The following is a 15,813-nucleotide window of genomic DNA, read 5'->3' on the forward strand; positions in this document are numbered from 1 at the left end:
TTTCTATTGGGCTTTCCCAAATTTCCAATAATCAAAAAATAAAATATTAGATGGCGCATTGCCCTTGGCTACAAAGTACAAATCATGGATGCCTGTAACTACATTATCTAACTTAACTTCTACCGTTTGCCACCTGTCGTCACCACCTGTCATCGGAACCTTTATGGTACCTAATAAAGCACCATCAACAGCACCAGATCGAACTTCTAATGTAACTCCACCATTGTGTGTTGTTCCAACACGAGCAAAAATTGAATTTGCTCCTTTATTTCCAAAATCCACATTTTTTATAGAAGTGTATGCTTCTTTCTTTATTGCTTTAACAAAAACACCTACCTTTTTATTTTGTAAAGATTTTACACCTTTTGAAAAAGAAATGGTTTCCGCTTGATTAACTTCATATGGATTGACCGTAGCTAATGGTTTTACAATTCCTTCGGTCATCTTGATAGGTGATATGCTGCCATCTTTATTGAATTTCAATTCTTCTACAGCAACAGAACGCGTAAAGCCTGTGCCACCTGGTAACGCTGCATTATGATAAAAAAAGTACGTTTTACCTCTGAAATCAATTACACCGGGATGATTCGTAAAAGAGCCGCCCTCACGTGCCATAACTACTCCACCATATTCCCAAGGGCCTTGTGGACTTTTACTTGTTGAATAGCCGATAAATTCAGGCAAAGGACCACCGGGCCAAAATAGATAATACAGACTATTGCGTTTGTAAAGCCAAGGACCTTCTTCATATTCTGTTGGTCTTTTGGGATCACCTTCACGTTTTCCAAATGACTTTTCTACCATAGGAACGTTTACCACATTTCCAGAATAAGAAATCATGTCTTCATTCAATTTCGCATATTTCAAATCTGGATTCCCCCAATACATATGTGCTTGACCATTATCATCAATAAAAACTGTAGGATCGATGTCGCCCCAATCTGTTTGCACCAATGGTTTGCCCAATACATCATAAAATGGACCTATTGGACTATCGCCAACCGCCACGCCTATTGCTGGTTTATTGTTTTCTTTTGAAATAGCTGGTATGTACAAATAAAATTTACCGTTTTTCTCGACACATTGTGCTGCCCACGCATCACCCTTTGCCCATTCAAAGTCGGAATACGATAGTATAACGCCATGATCTGTCCAATTTACCATATCATTGGTAGAATATACGCGCCAATTGTTCATATTGAACCAGGTAGATTCATCCTCATCGTGCGTTGTGTACACATACATTCGATCATTATAAACCATCGGAGCAGGATCGGCCGTATAATTCGTCTGAACAAATGGATTTTGCGCAAATACGCTATTCCCTATTAGTATGCATAGTAAATAAATGAATAGATTCTTTTTCATTCTAAATTTTTTTATCTAGTGTTGAAATTGCCAATAGTCAAATCGAAATAACTCGTGAGGCGTACCTCCTTTGAATACAAAATAAACATCCTGAACACCAGTTGTCTTTTTGATTTCCACTTCGCTATTTATCCAATTAGACCATTCACCTGTATAAGGTGCTTTTAAACTTCCTACTAATTCGCCATCTACTTTTCCCAATCGAATTTCTATAGTACCACCATGGAAACGACTAGAAGTATTTGCTATAAATTTTGTTGCGCCCTTTGAACCAAAATCAACAGCACGAACTTTTATGTAATCATTATCGTGAATGCCGGCAATTACAACACCACTATCTTTATCATCTAAAGCTTGCACACCTTCAGCAAATGCTATTGTTTCTGCTTCCACACGTTGGTAAGCATTCAATACACCAACCGGTTTAGTAACGCCCGATTCCGTCATTTTTAATGGAGGAATTTTTCCATCTTGCAGGTAACCGAATTGTTCCACAGCGACAGATCTGGCGTAACTATGTCCACCTGGCAATGCATCATTATGATAAAAAAAGTAAGAATTGCCTTTATAATCGATCACCCCCGGATGATTCGTATTACTTCCTTTTTCCAATGGCATAACCTCTCCTTGATAACTCCAAGGTCCTTGTATGTTTTTCGATGTCGCATAATGCAAGGACTCTGGAAAACCTGAAGCGAAATGCATATAGTACAATCCATTTCTTTTGTATACCCAGGGAGCTTCTGTAAATCCAGGACCGAATACCTTCTTATCTTTTGCGTCAATAGCCTGAATTGGACTCGCTAAAGAAATCATATCCGAATTTAATTTAGCCCAATAACACATTCCATTTCCCCAAAACAAGTAGGCTTGTCCATCATCATCAATATAAACTGACGGGTCAAGATCATCCCAAGAATGCTTTGCTTGCGTCGTCATATCATTTGTGACAAGGGCCTTACCAAGTGGATCTGTGAATGGTCCAGCTGGATTATCTGCAACTAATACCCCAATAGATACACCGCCTTTGGCAGGTGTATTATTCATCGTAGAAATATACCAATAGAATTTTCCGTTGCGCGCTATAACTTGAGCTGCACTTGCATCGCCTACAGACCAAGACACTTCTGATGTACGCAAAGCTGCACCACGATCTGTCCAATTCACCATATCGGTAGTTGAAAATAATCGATATTCACGCATGAGGTAATGATTCTTTGGTGCTTCAGCTTCATCCCTACCCACATACAAAAGTAGCGTGTCATTATACACAAGTGGTGCAGGATCCGCGGTATATATCGTCTGAATTATAGGGTTTTGCGCTTTCACAGCTAACGCAGAAAACACTAATCCACCTATTATTAAAGCTGCTGAAACAAAGTCTTTTCTCATGAATAATTACTTCTCAAAAGACCAATAATCGAAATTGTAAAGCTCTCTACCAGCTGTTAGGTTTTCTCCTTTGAAAGAGAAATAAATATCTTTTTTACCTGTAACTGGAGTTTCAATAGCCGTCGATAATGTTTTCCAAACATTCCAGCCTCCCGTGCGAGGAACTTTTAATGTCGCTATTTTCTGTCCGCCAACACTGTCTGCGTACACTTCCAATATTCCTGCGCCTAACCCAGAAGCTACGGAAGCTTTGAATGTTTTAGGAGAAGTATTCCCAAAATCCACTTCTCGGACTTTGATATATCCACCTGTGCGGATATTATTTACATATACACCGATTTTGTCGTCTTGTGTAGTTTTACATTTTTCGGACCAAGCTATTGTTTCTGCTTCGACACGTTGATACGGATTAAGTTTACCGACAGGTTTTACACCTTCTTTAGAAATATTTATCAAAGGTATCGTACCATCCGCATTATAAGTAAACTCCTCGATTGCTGATGAACGCCCATAACTTCCGCCACCTGGTAATAAACCCGTATGATAAAACAGATAGGATTTGCCCATAAAGTCTATAATTCCACCATGATTTGTAAAGCTATTTGTAGGTTGGTTCACCATGATTCGTCCTTGGTATTTCCAAGGGCCTGTTGGGCTATTACTGATCGAATAAGAAAGACACTCTGTACCCTTTTCCATACCAGCGAATAGTTGATAATAAATTCCATTTCGCTTATAAAACCAAGGGCCTTCAATAAACATATCCTTATTTTGCTCTGCTGGAGGTGTTTGATTTTCATTTCCTCGAGGACGACGCACGCCACCAAATGACTCAATGGATTGTGGTACTTCTACGATATCACCCGAATAGGAAATCATATCTTTATTGAGCTTCACATAATAAAGACTTCCATTTCCCCAATACATATAAGCTTGTCCATCATCGTCCACATATACGGTGGGGTCGATATTTGACCAACTTCCATTCATGATCAATGGTTTACCAATAGCATCCTTAAAAGGTCCTGTTGGACTATCTGATACTGCAACGCCAATTCCCACATTATTTTGGTTGGTTTGTGCACAGATATACCAATAAAATTTTCCATCACGTTCCACACACTGTGCCGCCCATGCACGATCAATAGCCCATGAAAAATCTTCTAAAGCTAACGGAACCCCATGATCCGTCCAATTCACCATATCCGCTGAAGAATGTAATCTCCATTTGGTCATATAATAAAAATCATAACCGGGAATATCGTCACCCGCATACATATATACGCGATCTTTATACACCATAGGTGCTGGATCTGGCGTAAAATTAGTTTGCACAACTGGATTCTGAGCGTATAGATTTAGCGCAAAATGAGTGCATAGAAATACTGATGCAATGATTCTTTTGATCATAACAGAAACTATAATGGGTTATTTATTGATATATTATTGGTTTATATGGAAATAATCAAAATCTGCATATCCACCTGTATTTTTCGTAGCATAATTAAACAAGCCAAAACGATACCCCATAAAATGCGGAAGCGTATAAGCCATCTTTAATGTCGTACCAATAGGTTTCCAATCTGAGCCATCCAAACTGTAGAAGAAATTTGCAACGTCCTTTTTGTTGGTAAAATCACATTCCGCTTTGAAATGAACGACTTCTTGATCCAATGCAACTGTAGCAACTTCTTCAGGTGTACCCGTAGTAGCATTTACCATTACAATTGATTTTTTATTACCCTCAATTCGAACGCCTACTAAACCATAATTTTTCTGTAAAAGTGATAATCCCGCGAAATCACCATCCTTCATGTTGGAAACATCCAATGAAGTCGATCCAGTACAAGTTGGTCCAATCGTACGTTGTGTCAACGTGTTACGGGCTTGTAGATAATTTGTATCCAATCTATCCGTTTTTAGACGAAGGTAGCCCACACGTTCTTTCACTGACCATAAGTCATTAGTAGGATTGTGATTCCATTGCCATACTAAAGGCAAATCTGGATCATCCATATTTCTGTTGAACTCGTCAGAACTCACGATATTCGGTATCAAACCTTGACTTGCAGGCAAATCCAATTCCATTGGTACTTTCCCATCAATGCCAATAATTGGCCATCCATCTTTCCATTCTATAGGAACTAAGAATGGTATACGTCCTACTGCTCCATAATCTTGGAATAAATAAGCAAACCATTTACCATTAGGCATATCGATTAAACCACCTTGTGCCACACCTTTATCTTGTAACATGACACGGCCTTCATAAGGTCCTTCTAACTTATCCGCTTTGTGCACAATAACAGTACGCATTCCTCCTGGAGGCCAAGAGATATTAAACAAATAGTATTTTCCGTTTACCTTAAATAACTGCGATCCTTCCGCGGGAAGTCCGCCTTGTTTGCCAGCAGGCATACTTACCGCTGTGGCATTCTCAATCAGTACGCGTTCTGTTTCTGGCTTAACACCTGAAAAATCAGATTTTAATTCGATGATATTTATTTTACCACCACCCCATATCATGTATACTTTGTCATTTTCAAAAAACAAGGTGTGATCATGTAGAGATGGACTAAATTCATTTACTTTCCAATCGCCTTTTTCAATATCTTTTGTAGTATAGACGTAAGTTTTACCTGTAGTCTGCGCAAATGTACTTACATAATAGGTGCCATTATGATAACGAAGACTACTCGCCCAAGTGCCCCTTCCGTATGTGTTTTTTCCGTTATTTAGATTTAGCTCATCCATATCCGCCAACGAATCATGGCAATAACCTATTAATTTCCAATTCACAAGATCCTTTGATTTCATTATTGGAACCCCCGGATTCATATGCATCGTCGTACTGCTCATGTAATATGTATCGTTGACACGAATCATAGACACATCTGGCACATCCGCAAAAATGATAGGATTAGTTGCCTTCTGCGCGAAAATAAAACTATTGAAAAATAACATGTACCCGAATAGTACATAAATAGTTTTGGTAAGTAAATTCATCATAAAAAGTTTAAATGGTTATAAATGTCAATTTAACATTTAATTTTTTATTTATAATAATTCTAACCTCAATTTTACATTATTTGCAAAATATTATAGAAATGTTCTATAAATGAGGTTAGAATTAGAATCCATTTAAGAATTGATTCGCTTAAATGAAGCGATTGATTACGTTTTCAAGGTACTCTTGTCTGCCCGAAATTAATTTAGGCTCACCATTTTCTACTGCAAAATTTCTTAAATCTTCTAGTGTCAAACGGCCATTTTCAAAATCTGCACCTGCTCCACTATCATAACTTGCATAGCGTGCAGCACGGATACTTTTATAATCAGATTTTTGTAAAATATTATCAGCAGTAACTAAAGCACGTGCAAAATTATCCATTCCACCTATGTGTGCATAGAATAAATCTGCTGGATCTGTTGAGTTACGACGAATTTTCGCGTCGAAATTCACACCACCACCTTGTAAACCGCCACCTTCTAATATAATCAACATCGATTCTGTCAATTCATTTAAATCATTTGGAAATTGATCTGTATCCCAACCATTTTGGTAATCACCACGGTTAGCGTCAATAGAACCTAATAAACCTGCATCAACTGCAACTTGCAACTCATGTTGGAAAGTATGTCCAGCTAATGTGGCGTGGTTTACTTCCAGATTTAATTTAAAATCATCCAATAAATCGTATTTACGTAAGAAGCCAATTACTGTAGCTGCATCATAATCATATTGGTGTTTAGATGGCTCACAAGGTTTTGGTTCAATAAAGAATGTTCCTGTAAATCCATTTTTACGTGCGTAATCTTTAGCCATATGTAAGAAACGTGCTAAATGATCTTGCTCACGCTTCATATCCGTATTCAGCAGTGACATATATCCTTCGCGACCACCCCAGAACACGTAATTTTGACCTCCAAGTTTGATTGTAGCGTCGATAGCTGCTTTTACTTGCGCACCAGCGTGCGATACCACATGAAAATCAGGATTAGTAGATGCTCCATTCATGTAGCGGTGATGACTGAATAAATTTGCTGTTCCCCAAAGCAATTGAATTCCAGAATCTTGTTGTTTTTGTTGAGCATACGCAGCAATCGCCTCTAGATTCTTCTCATTCTCAGCGATATTATCTCCGTAATCAACTAAATCTACATCATGAAAACAATAATATGGAAGTTGCATCTTAGTCATAAATTCAAATGCTGCATCCATCTTATCTTTTGCTCTATCAAGTACATTCGCACGTACATCCCAAGGGAAAAATTGTGTAGGTCCACCAAATGGATCCGAACCATTTCCATTGAATGAATGCCAATAGGCACAAGCAAATTTAAAATGCTCTGCCATTGTCTTTCCTGCCACTACACGGTTCGCATCGTACCAACGAAATGCAAATGGATTATCTGATTCTAATCCTTCAAATTTTATTTGTCCAATGCCTTTGAAATACTCTTGATTTCCAACTAAAATTTCCATTTTTCTCTTAATTTATTAGTTTATTGTTTAAGCTATTTTTCCATTTTTCGTACAACTCATCGTACAATGCCACATGCGATGGCTCTACTGTTGCATGTTTCTCTAATCCTGCAAAAGCTTCGTTTCGCGAAGTAAATACTCCAGCACCTAATCCCGCACCCAATGCTGCGCCTACACTACCATCATTATCATATAATTCTACGGATGTATTCGTGACGCCTGCAAAAGATTGTTGGAATACAGGACTTAAAAACATATTTGCATGTCCTGCTTTAATGATTTTTGGTTCAATACCATTTTGTCTTAGAATATCCAAGCCATAGCGGAATGAGAATGCTATGCCTTCTTGTGCGGCACGCCACAAATGAGCTGTGCTGTGTCTTACAAAATCAATATTTTCTATTTGCCCTTGTACCATTCGATTATTCAACATACGTTCTGCTCCATTACCAAAAGGCAAGATGATTAACCCATCTGAACCGATTGATATATCTGCAGCCAATTGATTCATTTGCATGTAATCTAATGATGGTGCTGTATTCTTTTTAATCCAACTGTTTTGAATCCCTGTGCCGTTAATACAAAGCAATACTCCCAAATTTGGTTTTTCATTTTCATGTGTGACATGCGCAAATGTATTTACTCGCGATTCTTTGTCATAGACCAATTGATCCGTAACCGCATAAATGACGCCCGAAGTACCCGCTGTAGCCGCAACTTCTCCCGCTTCAAATACATTGAGCGACAAGGCATTATTAGGCTGATCACCTGCTTTATAGCTCACAAAAGCATCCGTAGACAAACCTAGTTCTTCGGCAACATCTGCTTTAACACTTCCATAATTACCAAAAACAGGCAAAATCTCAGGAACCAATTCGGATGAAATCCCATAATGATTTAGTAAAGTATCAGAAACACTTTTTTTCTGAAAATCCCATAATATGCCTTCGGATATCGAACTGATATTTGAATTAATTTCACCCGTGAAGCACATGCTGAGGTAATCACCTGGTAGCATAAATTTGTGTACTTGCTCATAAGTCGCTGGCTCATTTTGCTTCACCCAAGCTAATTTAGAAGCTGTAAAATTTCCTGGTGAATTAAGATGCGCATGCAAAAAAGCAGACGGATTTAGTTGGGCAAAAGCCGCATTACCAATCTCCACTGCACGACTATCACACCATATAATCGAATTACGTATTGGTTTGTAGTCCTTATCCACTACCACAAGTCCGTGCATTTGGTAAGCAATACCTATTGCTCCAATATTTTTGGGGTTATACAATCCCAAACCATTCAATTTTAGAATAGCTGATTTCGTATAATTCCACCACGACGCAGGATCTTGCTCTGCCCAGCCTGGCTGCTCAGACAAAATCGCTGCTTCGGTCTCCGGATATTGAGTTGAAGCTATTTTTTTATTTGTATGTGCATCTATGACAGACACTTTGATTGACGAAGTGCCTAAATCTATTCCTAATAATAACATATATATTTATTGCTACACTTTTACTTAACACTATTGAATGAATACTTCTTGCCAGCTACAGTAACTACATCATATTCATATACTTTCTTCAAATTATTTCCTTTTAATTGAGCTTTCGGAGAAATTAATGCCTTAGGCACTTCCATTCTATTATTCAACACATTTGGATTTGCGCCTTTAGCCTCCTTCAATCCTTTTCCCGTCAATGGTACGTGCGAGCGTATACGCAAATTGCCGCCAATCTTAGCCAATACGTTAACTTTTGCAACATTTCCATTTTCCCAATTCATATCAATTTCAAATCCACCACGTGCCATAATTCCTTGAACAGAACCATTTTTCCATACTTCTGGTATTGCAGGCAATAAATGCACAGCACCATCGTGGCTTTGTAAGAGCATTTCTGCTACCCCAGCTGTCAAACCAAAGTTTCCATCAATTTGAAATGGTGGATGAGCAGTAAACATATTCGGATACGTACGCCCATTACGGTTGTCTTTATCAGCTAGTGTCAACATATTATTGATGATCTTGTAAGCGTGATCACCGTCTAATAATCGAGCCCACAAATTTACTTTCCAGCCAATAGACCATCCCGTAGCGAAATCACCTCTGTAAACTAATGAATTGCGCGTCGCCTCGAAAAGCTCCGGTGTTGTGTATGCAGAGATTTGATTACTTGGAAACATACCATACAAATGTGAAACATGACGATGGTCGTTTTTTGGATCATCAACATCTTCTAACCATTCTTGAAGTTGCGTATGCTTACCAATTTGCATAGGTGGAATTCGCTTTACCATTGCTAATAATTTCGCACGATAAGTCGCATCTTCATTTAATATTTCATTCGCAATAGCCGTTCTTGTCAACATATCATAGACTAATTGATTGTCCATCGTCACCCCAGCCGCCATTGGTCCATGTTCTGGAGAGATCGAAGGCGATAGCACCATCCAATTTTTGTCGGCATGCTTCGGGTGCGGAATTAAGGATGACAATAAAAAGTCGCTTGACGATTTCAATACTGGATATACCTCTTTCAAAAATTTCTTATCGCCATTAAAAAGATAATGTTCCCACAAATGCTGCGCTAACCATGTGCCGCCAGTTGGCCACATACCAGCTGCCGCAAAATCAATTGGACTCGTAACACGCCAAATATCCGTATTGTGGTGTGCTACCCATCCTTCAGCATTATATAGTGTTTTTGCAGTTTCTCTACCCGACTCAGCTAAGTCTTTGACCATTTGAATCAAAGGCAGATGAGTCTGCGATAGATTCGTAACCTCCGCTGGCCAATAATTCATTTCTGTATTGATGTTGATTGTATATTTACTATCCCATGCTGGATACAAGGAGTTATTCCAAATCCCTTGTAAATTGGATGGCTGACCATTAGGCTGTGACGAACAGATCAAAAGATAACGTCCGAACTGTGTCAAAAGCGTAACTAATGCAGGGTCTTGTGTCTGTTGAAATTGCTTTATTCTCTCAATAGTAGATATTTTAGAATTGGTAGACTTACTACCCAAATCTAATTTAAACCGACTGAATTGAGCATTGTATTTCTTAGCATGCTTTGCTACAGCATCTTCAAATTTATTTGTTTTTGCTTTATTTAACTTCTCTGAAGCACGTTGAAATGCATTCCCTGAAACCGATTTATAATTTACAAAATTGGTACCAATAGAAATATAAATCACAACAGATGTCGCATCTTTAACTGTAATTTTTGAATCCTCAACGTCAACATTTCCATCTATATTTTTGATTGAACTCAGCGTATTGTAAATTACCTCCCCTTTAATCCCTTCATGATCCCCTCCTCTTCCTTCTAATACTAACATGTTATCCTTTGCTATAACTTTATGCTGCGTAGGATTTTTATACGACAAATCAAAACTCAAAGCACCTTTTTTACTTGAAGTAATCTTCATGAGTATGACATCATCTTGGAATGAAGAAATTACTTCGCGCGTATAGGTAATTCCATTAACTTCATAACGCGTGGTAGCTTTTGCATGCTCAATATCCAGTTCGCGATAGTAATTTTGATATACAGTATGATTCGGAAAATTCAAAAGCACGCTACCAGCTGTCTGATACGGCATGCCATGTGTTTTTGTGAAAAAAGTTTCGTTAATCAGTTTATCCGCTTCTTGAGTTTTTCCCTCAAACACTAATTGTTGAATATTTTTTAGATTAGCCCCTGCTTTAGGATTATCATTTCTATAAGGTCCACCTCCCCAGATCGTTTCTTCATTAAGTTGCAATTCCTCTTTATCTGGAATACCGTAAATCATAGCGCCAAGACGACCATTGCCTATTGGCAAAGCTTGTTCCCAAATTTTTGGATCAGCAGGGCTATCATATTGAAGCAACAAACTTCCATGATTAACCTTCTGTGCACTCAAATTGGATGTGCAACAAAATAAAATAAAAACTATAAAAATTAGGATCGGCTGTCTCATAAATTTGGCTTATTGGTATCTTAAAAAGAATATTATAAATTTATAATTTATTTAAATAACTCCTGGGAAAACTTATAAATATTATTACGCCAAACAGGCCATGTATGACCACCTGGGTATTCACTATAAGTATATTTTATACCAATCTCATCAAATTTAGCTAGCATGATCTTACAATTATTATACGCAATGTCTTCTTGACCTCCCATAGAAACCCAAAATGATTTGATATTTTTATTTATAGCATCTTTATTCGCTGTCATAAAAGCGTATTGCGGATCAGTTAGTTCTTTTTGATTAGCAAACCATCCTGAACTAAAAACGCCTAATGCTGAAAATAATTGTGAATCCTTTACACCAGCGTATAACGTTTGAATACCTCCCATTGATAATCCTGCTAAAGCTGTGTTTTCTGGACCTTTTTTCACCTTATAATTTGAAGTAATAAAAGGCATTAAAACCTCTTTAAGTTCTCTATCAAAAAGTTTCAGTGGCACCTCTGAAAAAGCACCTCCACCTCCGCCTGGTACACTCATATTTCCATCCATCATCACGATAACCATAGGTTTTGCTTTTCCTTCTGCAATAAGATTGTCCATGATCAAGTCAGTTTTTCCTTGGTTTACCCAACCCGTCTCATCTTCTCCTCCTCCGTGCAACAGGTATAACACAGGATATCCTTCTGTTGATTGCTCATAGCCTGCGGGCACATAAATGTAGCATTGACGCCATTCACGTAATACCGAAGAAAAATAACGCTTAATACGTACCTCTCCATGCGGTACTTGTTTCAATGCATAATAATCTCCACCAGCAAAGGGAATTTCTATTCCACTTGCCATACGTCCCATACCGTAGTATGTTTTACTCGCAGGATCTGCAATTGCCATTCCATCCACAAGTAGTGAATAATAATGTATTCCTTCGCCAATTGAATCCGTCACCACATTCCACGTACCATTTGCATCCTTCGTCATATCATATTTTTTCCCAAGATCGACTTGAAGCTTCTGAACTTGTGGCGCATGAATTTGGAAATGAACTTTGCTATTTGGGAAAACCTGTGGATATTTTGCCCTACGTACATTCGTTTCAGGCGTATATCCAATAGGGCTTAGATCATTTAATTTTTTATAATCCACCTCTTTGAATAATAATTGCGACACCATATATAAATCATTCTTCCAGACATTGAAATCATGACCTCCTGGTTCTAAATAATAGACATGAGGAACTTTTTCTTGCTTTAAGTAATCACTCGTGCGTTTACTGTTGGAAATTAACCAATCTTGGTCACCGCAAGAAATCCAAAGTAATTTCAGTTTTTTGCGTGCTTCATCCGGATTGGGTAGTAATTGTTTTCCTTGACGTGTATTTGGCGCGGAAGAAAATCCACCGACCCACGCAAAATAATCCATATTACCTAGTCCGAAATTCAAGGCTTGACCACCCCCCATCGAAAGTCCAAAAATTGCTCTACTGGTTTGCTCCTTTTTTACAGGAAATGTCTTCTCTACATAAGGAATTAAATCATTCAACAAATCCTTTTCAAATGTTGCGAAAGCTTCTACCTTATCTGGTGCCATCGTATTACCTACGGCGCGATCATCTTTCATTGCTCGACCATTTGGCATCACAACGATCATGGGCTCTAATTTTCCCTCTGCATAGAGATTATCCAAGATAATATCAGGTACACCACCTTTGAACCATTCTTTTTCATCACCGCCGATTCCATGCAATAGATACAATACAGGATATTTTTTCGATTTAGAATAACCTGGAGGTGTATAAATTAAGGCTCTCCTATTTGCGCCAACAGTCTTGGACGAATAGGTAATCGTATCTATTTTTCCATAAGACTTTAGTTCTTTCTTGACATCAAATCCTGGAGGAGCTACTTTGCCTGGCTGCGCAAAACCATTGGATGCAATCATCCAAATAAGCGCTATTAAAAGAATGTTCTTGAGCATGATTTATATGTTTATAATTGGTTAAGATTATATTTTAATCACTATTTTTTTCTATTCATCACTCTTTGCACCGCTAAAACGATATGTGCAGCATCCAATCCATATTTTTGCATCAATTCTGCAGGTGTCCCCGATTCACCAAAGCTATCATCAACCGCAACATATTCTTGTGGCGCTGGATAATTCTTAATTAATACTTGCGCAACACTATCTCCCAATCCACCTAATCTATTGTGTTCTTCAGCAGTAACGACGCAGCCAGTTTTCTTTACAGATGCCAAAATTGCTTCTTCGTCAAGCGGTTTTATCGTATGAATATTAATGATCTCCGCATTAATACCCAATTCCGCTAATTTCTCACCTGCTTGAATTGCTTCCCATACTAAATGTCCAGTAGCCACAATAGTTACGTCCGTGCCTTCATTTAAAAGAACGGCTTTTCCGATTTCAAAAGTTTGATCTGCAGGTGTAAAATTTGGAACAACTGGACGACCAAAACGTAAATATACAGGACCGTGGTATTTTGCTACCGCAATCGTGGCCGCTTTCGTTTGATTGTAGTCACATGGATTAATTACAGTCATACCCGGCAACATTTTCATCAAACCAATATCCTCCAGAATTTGATGCGTAGCACCATCTTCTCCCAATGTTAGACCCGCGTGCGAAGCCGCGATTTTCACATTTTTGTCCGAATATGCTATTGATTGTCGGATTTGATCATACACTCTTCCCGTAGAAAAATTTGCAAATGTACCTGTAAAAGGTATTTTGCCTCCAATGGTCAAACCAGCCGCAATACCCATCATATTCGCTTCAGCGATTCCAATCTGAAAAAAACGATCTGGAAAAGCATTGATAAAATCTTGCATTTTAAGCGACCCGACAAGGTCAGCACATAATGCCACCACCTGTTCATCCTGCTTGCCAGCCTCTAATAATCCCGCACCAAATCCCGATCTCGTATCTTTTGATTCTGTATATGTATATTTTTTCATTTAATTAATTCTTAATAATCCCCTAATGTTTGTGGATTTTGCGCAAGTGCTTCAGCCAATTGATCATTATTAGGTGATACGCCATGCCATTTGTGCGATCCCATCATGAAATCTACACCATGCCCCATTTCAGTATGTAATAAAATCATTGTGGGTTTTCCCTGATTGGACAATGACTTTGCTAAATGCAATCCTTCTAAAACCGAAGGAATATGATTACCTCTAAAAACTTCAATAACTTGCCAGCCAAAAGCTTCCCATTTGGATTTCAAATCACCCAGAGACAATACATCTGCTGTCGCTCCATCTATTTGCGCACCATTGTAATCTACAATGGCAATTAAATTATCCATTTTATTATGTGGTGCATACAAGGCAGCTTCCCACACTTGTCCTTCTTGAAGTTCGCCATCACCCATCAATACAAATACATGCTTAGTATCGCCGTTCAATTTTTTGGCTTGAGCAGCCCCTATCGCAACAGATAGTCCTTGCCCCAATGAACCAGACGCGATACGCACTCCAGGTAATCCTTCATGTGTAGTAGGATGTCCCTGCAATCGAGAATTAAGTTTTCTAAATGTTGCTAATTCAGCTACATCAAAATATCCCGCTCTCGCTAACACACTGTAGAATACAGGTGATATATGTCCATTGGAAAGGAAAAACAAATCCTCATCTACACCATCTATATCAAAATCCTCTTTGCGCGTCATAATTTCAAAATAGAGGCTTACTAATAATTCTGTACAACCTAAAGAACCACCAGGGTGCCCTGATTGACAACCATGAACCATTCGTACTATGTCACGTCTTACTTGTGTACATATAGCTTCCAAATTGAATACACTACTTTTAGTCATCACCATTTCTATTGTGCGTTTAATTGTGAAACACTTTGGTGATCTGCTAGAAATTGTGCTAATCCCGAATCCGTAAGTGGATGTTTAAGGAGTGCTACTATAGCTGAAAGTGGCCCAGTCATTACATCTGCGCCAATCTTTGCACATCCCAAGATGTGTGCACTATGACGTACAGAAGCTGCTAAAATTTGTGTTTTGTAACCATAATTATCATAAATCTCACGGATCTCACTAATCAAATCCAATCCATTGACAGAAATGTCATCCAATCTTCCAATAAATGGGGATACGTAAGTAGCTCCAGCTTTGGCTGCTAATAATGCTTGACCTGCTGAAAAAACCAATGTACAATTTGTTTTTATTCCTTTGTTACTAAAGTATTTTATAGCCTTGATACCTTCTTTGATCATTGGAACTTTCACCACAATTCTAGGATGCAATTCCGCCAATTTCTCACCTTCAACGATCATTTCGTCATAAGTTGTAGAGATCACTTCGGCACTGACATCGCCATCTACTATTTCGCAAATCGCTTTATAATGATTGATTACATTTTCTTCACCGCTTATTCCTTCTTTAGCCATTAAAGATGGATTTGTAGTAACTCCATCCAATACACCTAAATCTTGTGCTTCCTGTATTTGCTGCAAATTCGCAGTATCAATAAAAAATTTCATGTTTTAAATAGATAAGTAGTTTATCTTGGTTTATAATTGTTTCTCAATTGTGTTAAAGCAAATGTATAGCAATATGTACATTTACACTGAAAC

11 protein-coding genes are annotated in these 15,813 nt (G+C 38.2%); all 11 read right to left on the minus strand.

All coding sequences use genetic code 11. The annotated features are described in order from the left end of the window. Positions 1 to 3: 3 nt before the first annotated feature. Positions 4 to 1,368: a glycoside hydrolase family 43 protein gene (locus FLS47_RS15635; RefSeq protein ID WP_149915264.1), complete on the minus strand. Its 1,365-nt coding sequence runs from the start codon at positions 1,366 to 1,368 to the stop codon at positions 4 to 6. A gap of 15 nt (positions 1,369 to 1,383) precedes the next feature. Then, positions 1,384 to 2,760 (minus strand): glycoside hydrolase family 43 protein, encoded by a 1,377-nt coding sequence (locus FLS47_RS15640; RefSeq protein WP_149915265.1) that lies wholly within the window; start codon positions 2,758 to 2,760, stop codon positions 1,384 to 1,386. A gap of 6 nt (positions 2,761 to 2,766) precedes the next feature. Further along, on the minus strand, positions 2,767 to 4,170 hold the full coding sequence (locus FLS47_RS15645; protein WP_149915266.1) for a glycoside hydrolase family 43 protein: 1,404 nt from the start codon (positions 4,168 to 4,170) through the stop codon (positions 2,767 to 2,769). Positions 4,171 to 4,203: 33 nt separating this feature from the next. Then, positions 4,204 to 5,769, minus strand: coding sequence for a glycoside hydrolase family 43 protein (locus FLS47_RS15650; protein WP_149915267.1), 1,566 nt, complete (start codon positions 5,767 to 5,769; stop codon positions 4,204 to 4,206). Positions 5,770 to 5,917: 148 nt separating this feature from the next. After that, positions 5,918 to 7,246: a xylose isomerase gene (gene xylA / locus FLS47_RS15655; protein WP_149915268.1), complete on the minus strand. Its 1,329-nt coding sequence runs from the start codon at positions 7,244 to 7,246 to the stop codon at positions 5,918 to 5,920. A gap of 7 nt (positions 7,247 to 7,253) precedes the next feature. Continuing rightward, positions 7,254 to 8,735 (minus strand): xylulokinase, encoded by a 1,482-nt coding sequence (locus FLS47_RS15660; protein ID WP_149915269.1) that lies wholly within the window; start codon positions 8,733 to 8,735, stop codon positions 7,254 to 7,256. A gap of 20 nt (positions 8,736 to 8,755) precedes the next feature. Then, positions 8,756 to 11,152, minus strand: coding sequence for a glycoside hydrolase family 95 protein (locus FLS47_RS15665; protein WP_223225359.1), 2,397 nt, complete (start codon positions 11,150 to 11,152; stop codon positions 8,756 to 8,758). A gap of 104 nt (positions 11,153 to 11,256) precedes the next feature. Then, positions 11,257 to 13,182 (minus strand): alpha/beta hydrolase-fold protein, encoded by a 1,926-nt coding sequence (locus tag FLS47_RS15670; RefSeq protein WP_149915271.1) that lies wholly within the window; start codon positions 13,180 to 13,182, stop codon positions 11,257 to 11,259. Between the two features lie 41 nt (positions 13,183 to 13,223). Beyond that, positions 13,224 to 14,180 (minus strand): transketolase family protein, encoded by a 957-nt coding sequence (locus FLS47_RS15675; protein WP_149915272.1) that lies wholly within the window; start codon positions 14,178 to 14,180, stop codon positions 13,224 to 13,226. Positions 14,181 to 14,191: 11 nt separating this feature from the next. After that, positions 14,192 to 15,043 carry a transketolase gene (locus tag FLS47_RS15680; RefSeq protein ID WP_149915273.1) on the minus strand — a complete coding sequence of 284 codons (852 nt, stop codon included), beginning with the start codon at positions 15,041 to 15,043 and terminating at the stop codon, positions 14,192 to 14,194. Between the two features lie 8 nt (positions 15,044 to 15,051). Further along, on the minus strand, positions 15,052 to 15,720 hold the full coding sequence (fsa, locus tag FLS47_RS15685) for a fructose-6-phosphate aldolase (protein ID WP_149915274.1): 669 nt from the start codon (positions 15,718 to 15,720) through the stop codon (positions 15,052 to 15,054). Between the last annotated feature and the right edge of the window lie 93 nt (positions 15,721 to 15,813).

It is taken from the genome of Sphingobacterium cavernae, assembly GCF_008520265.1.
GTDB lineage: Bacteria > Bacteroidota > Bacteroidia > Sphingobacteriales > Sphingobacteriaceae > Sphingobacterium > Sphingobacterium cavernae.

Excerpts from the sequence above, each read along its gene's own strand:
- FLS47_RS15635 (WP_149915264.1), bottom strand. The coding sequence starts at position 1,368 with ATGAAAAAGAATCTATTCATTTATTTACTATGCATACTAATAGGGAAT.
- FLS47_RS15640 (WP_149915265.1), bottom strand. The coding sequence starts at position 2,760 with ATGAGAAAAGACTTTGTTTCAGCAGCTTTAATAATAGGTGGATTAGTG.
- FLS47_RS15645 (WP_149915266.1), bottom strand. The coding sequence starts at position 4,170 with ATGATCAAAAGAATCATTGCATCAGTATTTCTATGCACTCATTTTGCG.
- FLS47_RS15650 (WP_149915267.1), bottom strand. The coding sequence starts at position 5,769 with ATGATGAATTTACTTACCAAAACTATTTATGTACTATTCGGGTACATG.
- xylA (WP_149915268.1), bottom strand. The coding sequence starts at position 7,246 with ATGGAAATTTTAGTTGGAAATCAAGAGTATTTCAAAGGCATTGGACAA.
- FLS47_RS15660 (WP_149915269.1), bottom strand. The coding sequence starts at position 8,735 with ATGTTATTATTAGGAATAGATTTAGGCACTTCGTCAATCAAAGTGTCT.
- FLS47_RS15670 (WP_149915271.1), bottom strand. The coding sequence starts at position 13,182 with ATGCTCAAGAACATTCTTTTAATAGCGCTTATTTGGATGATTGCATCC.
- FLS47_RS15675 (WP_149915272.1), bottom strand. The coding sequence starts at position 14,180 with ATGAAAAAATATACATATACAGAATCAAAAGATACGAGATCGGGATTT.
- FLS47_RS15680 (WP_149915273.1), bottom strand. The coding sequence starts at position 15,043 with ATGACTAAAAGTAGTGTATTCAATTTGGAAGCTATATGTACACAAGTA.
- fsa (WP_149915274.1), bottom strand. The coding sequence starts at position 15,720 with ATGAAATTTTTTATTGATACTGCGAATTTGCAGCAAATACAGGAAGCA.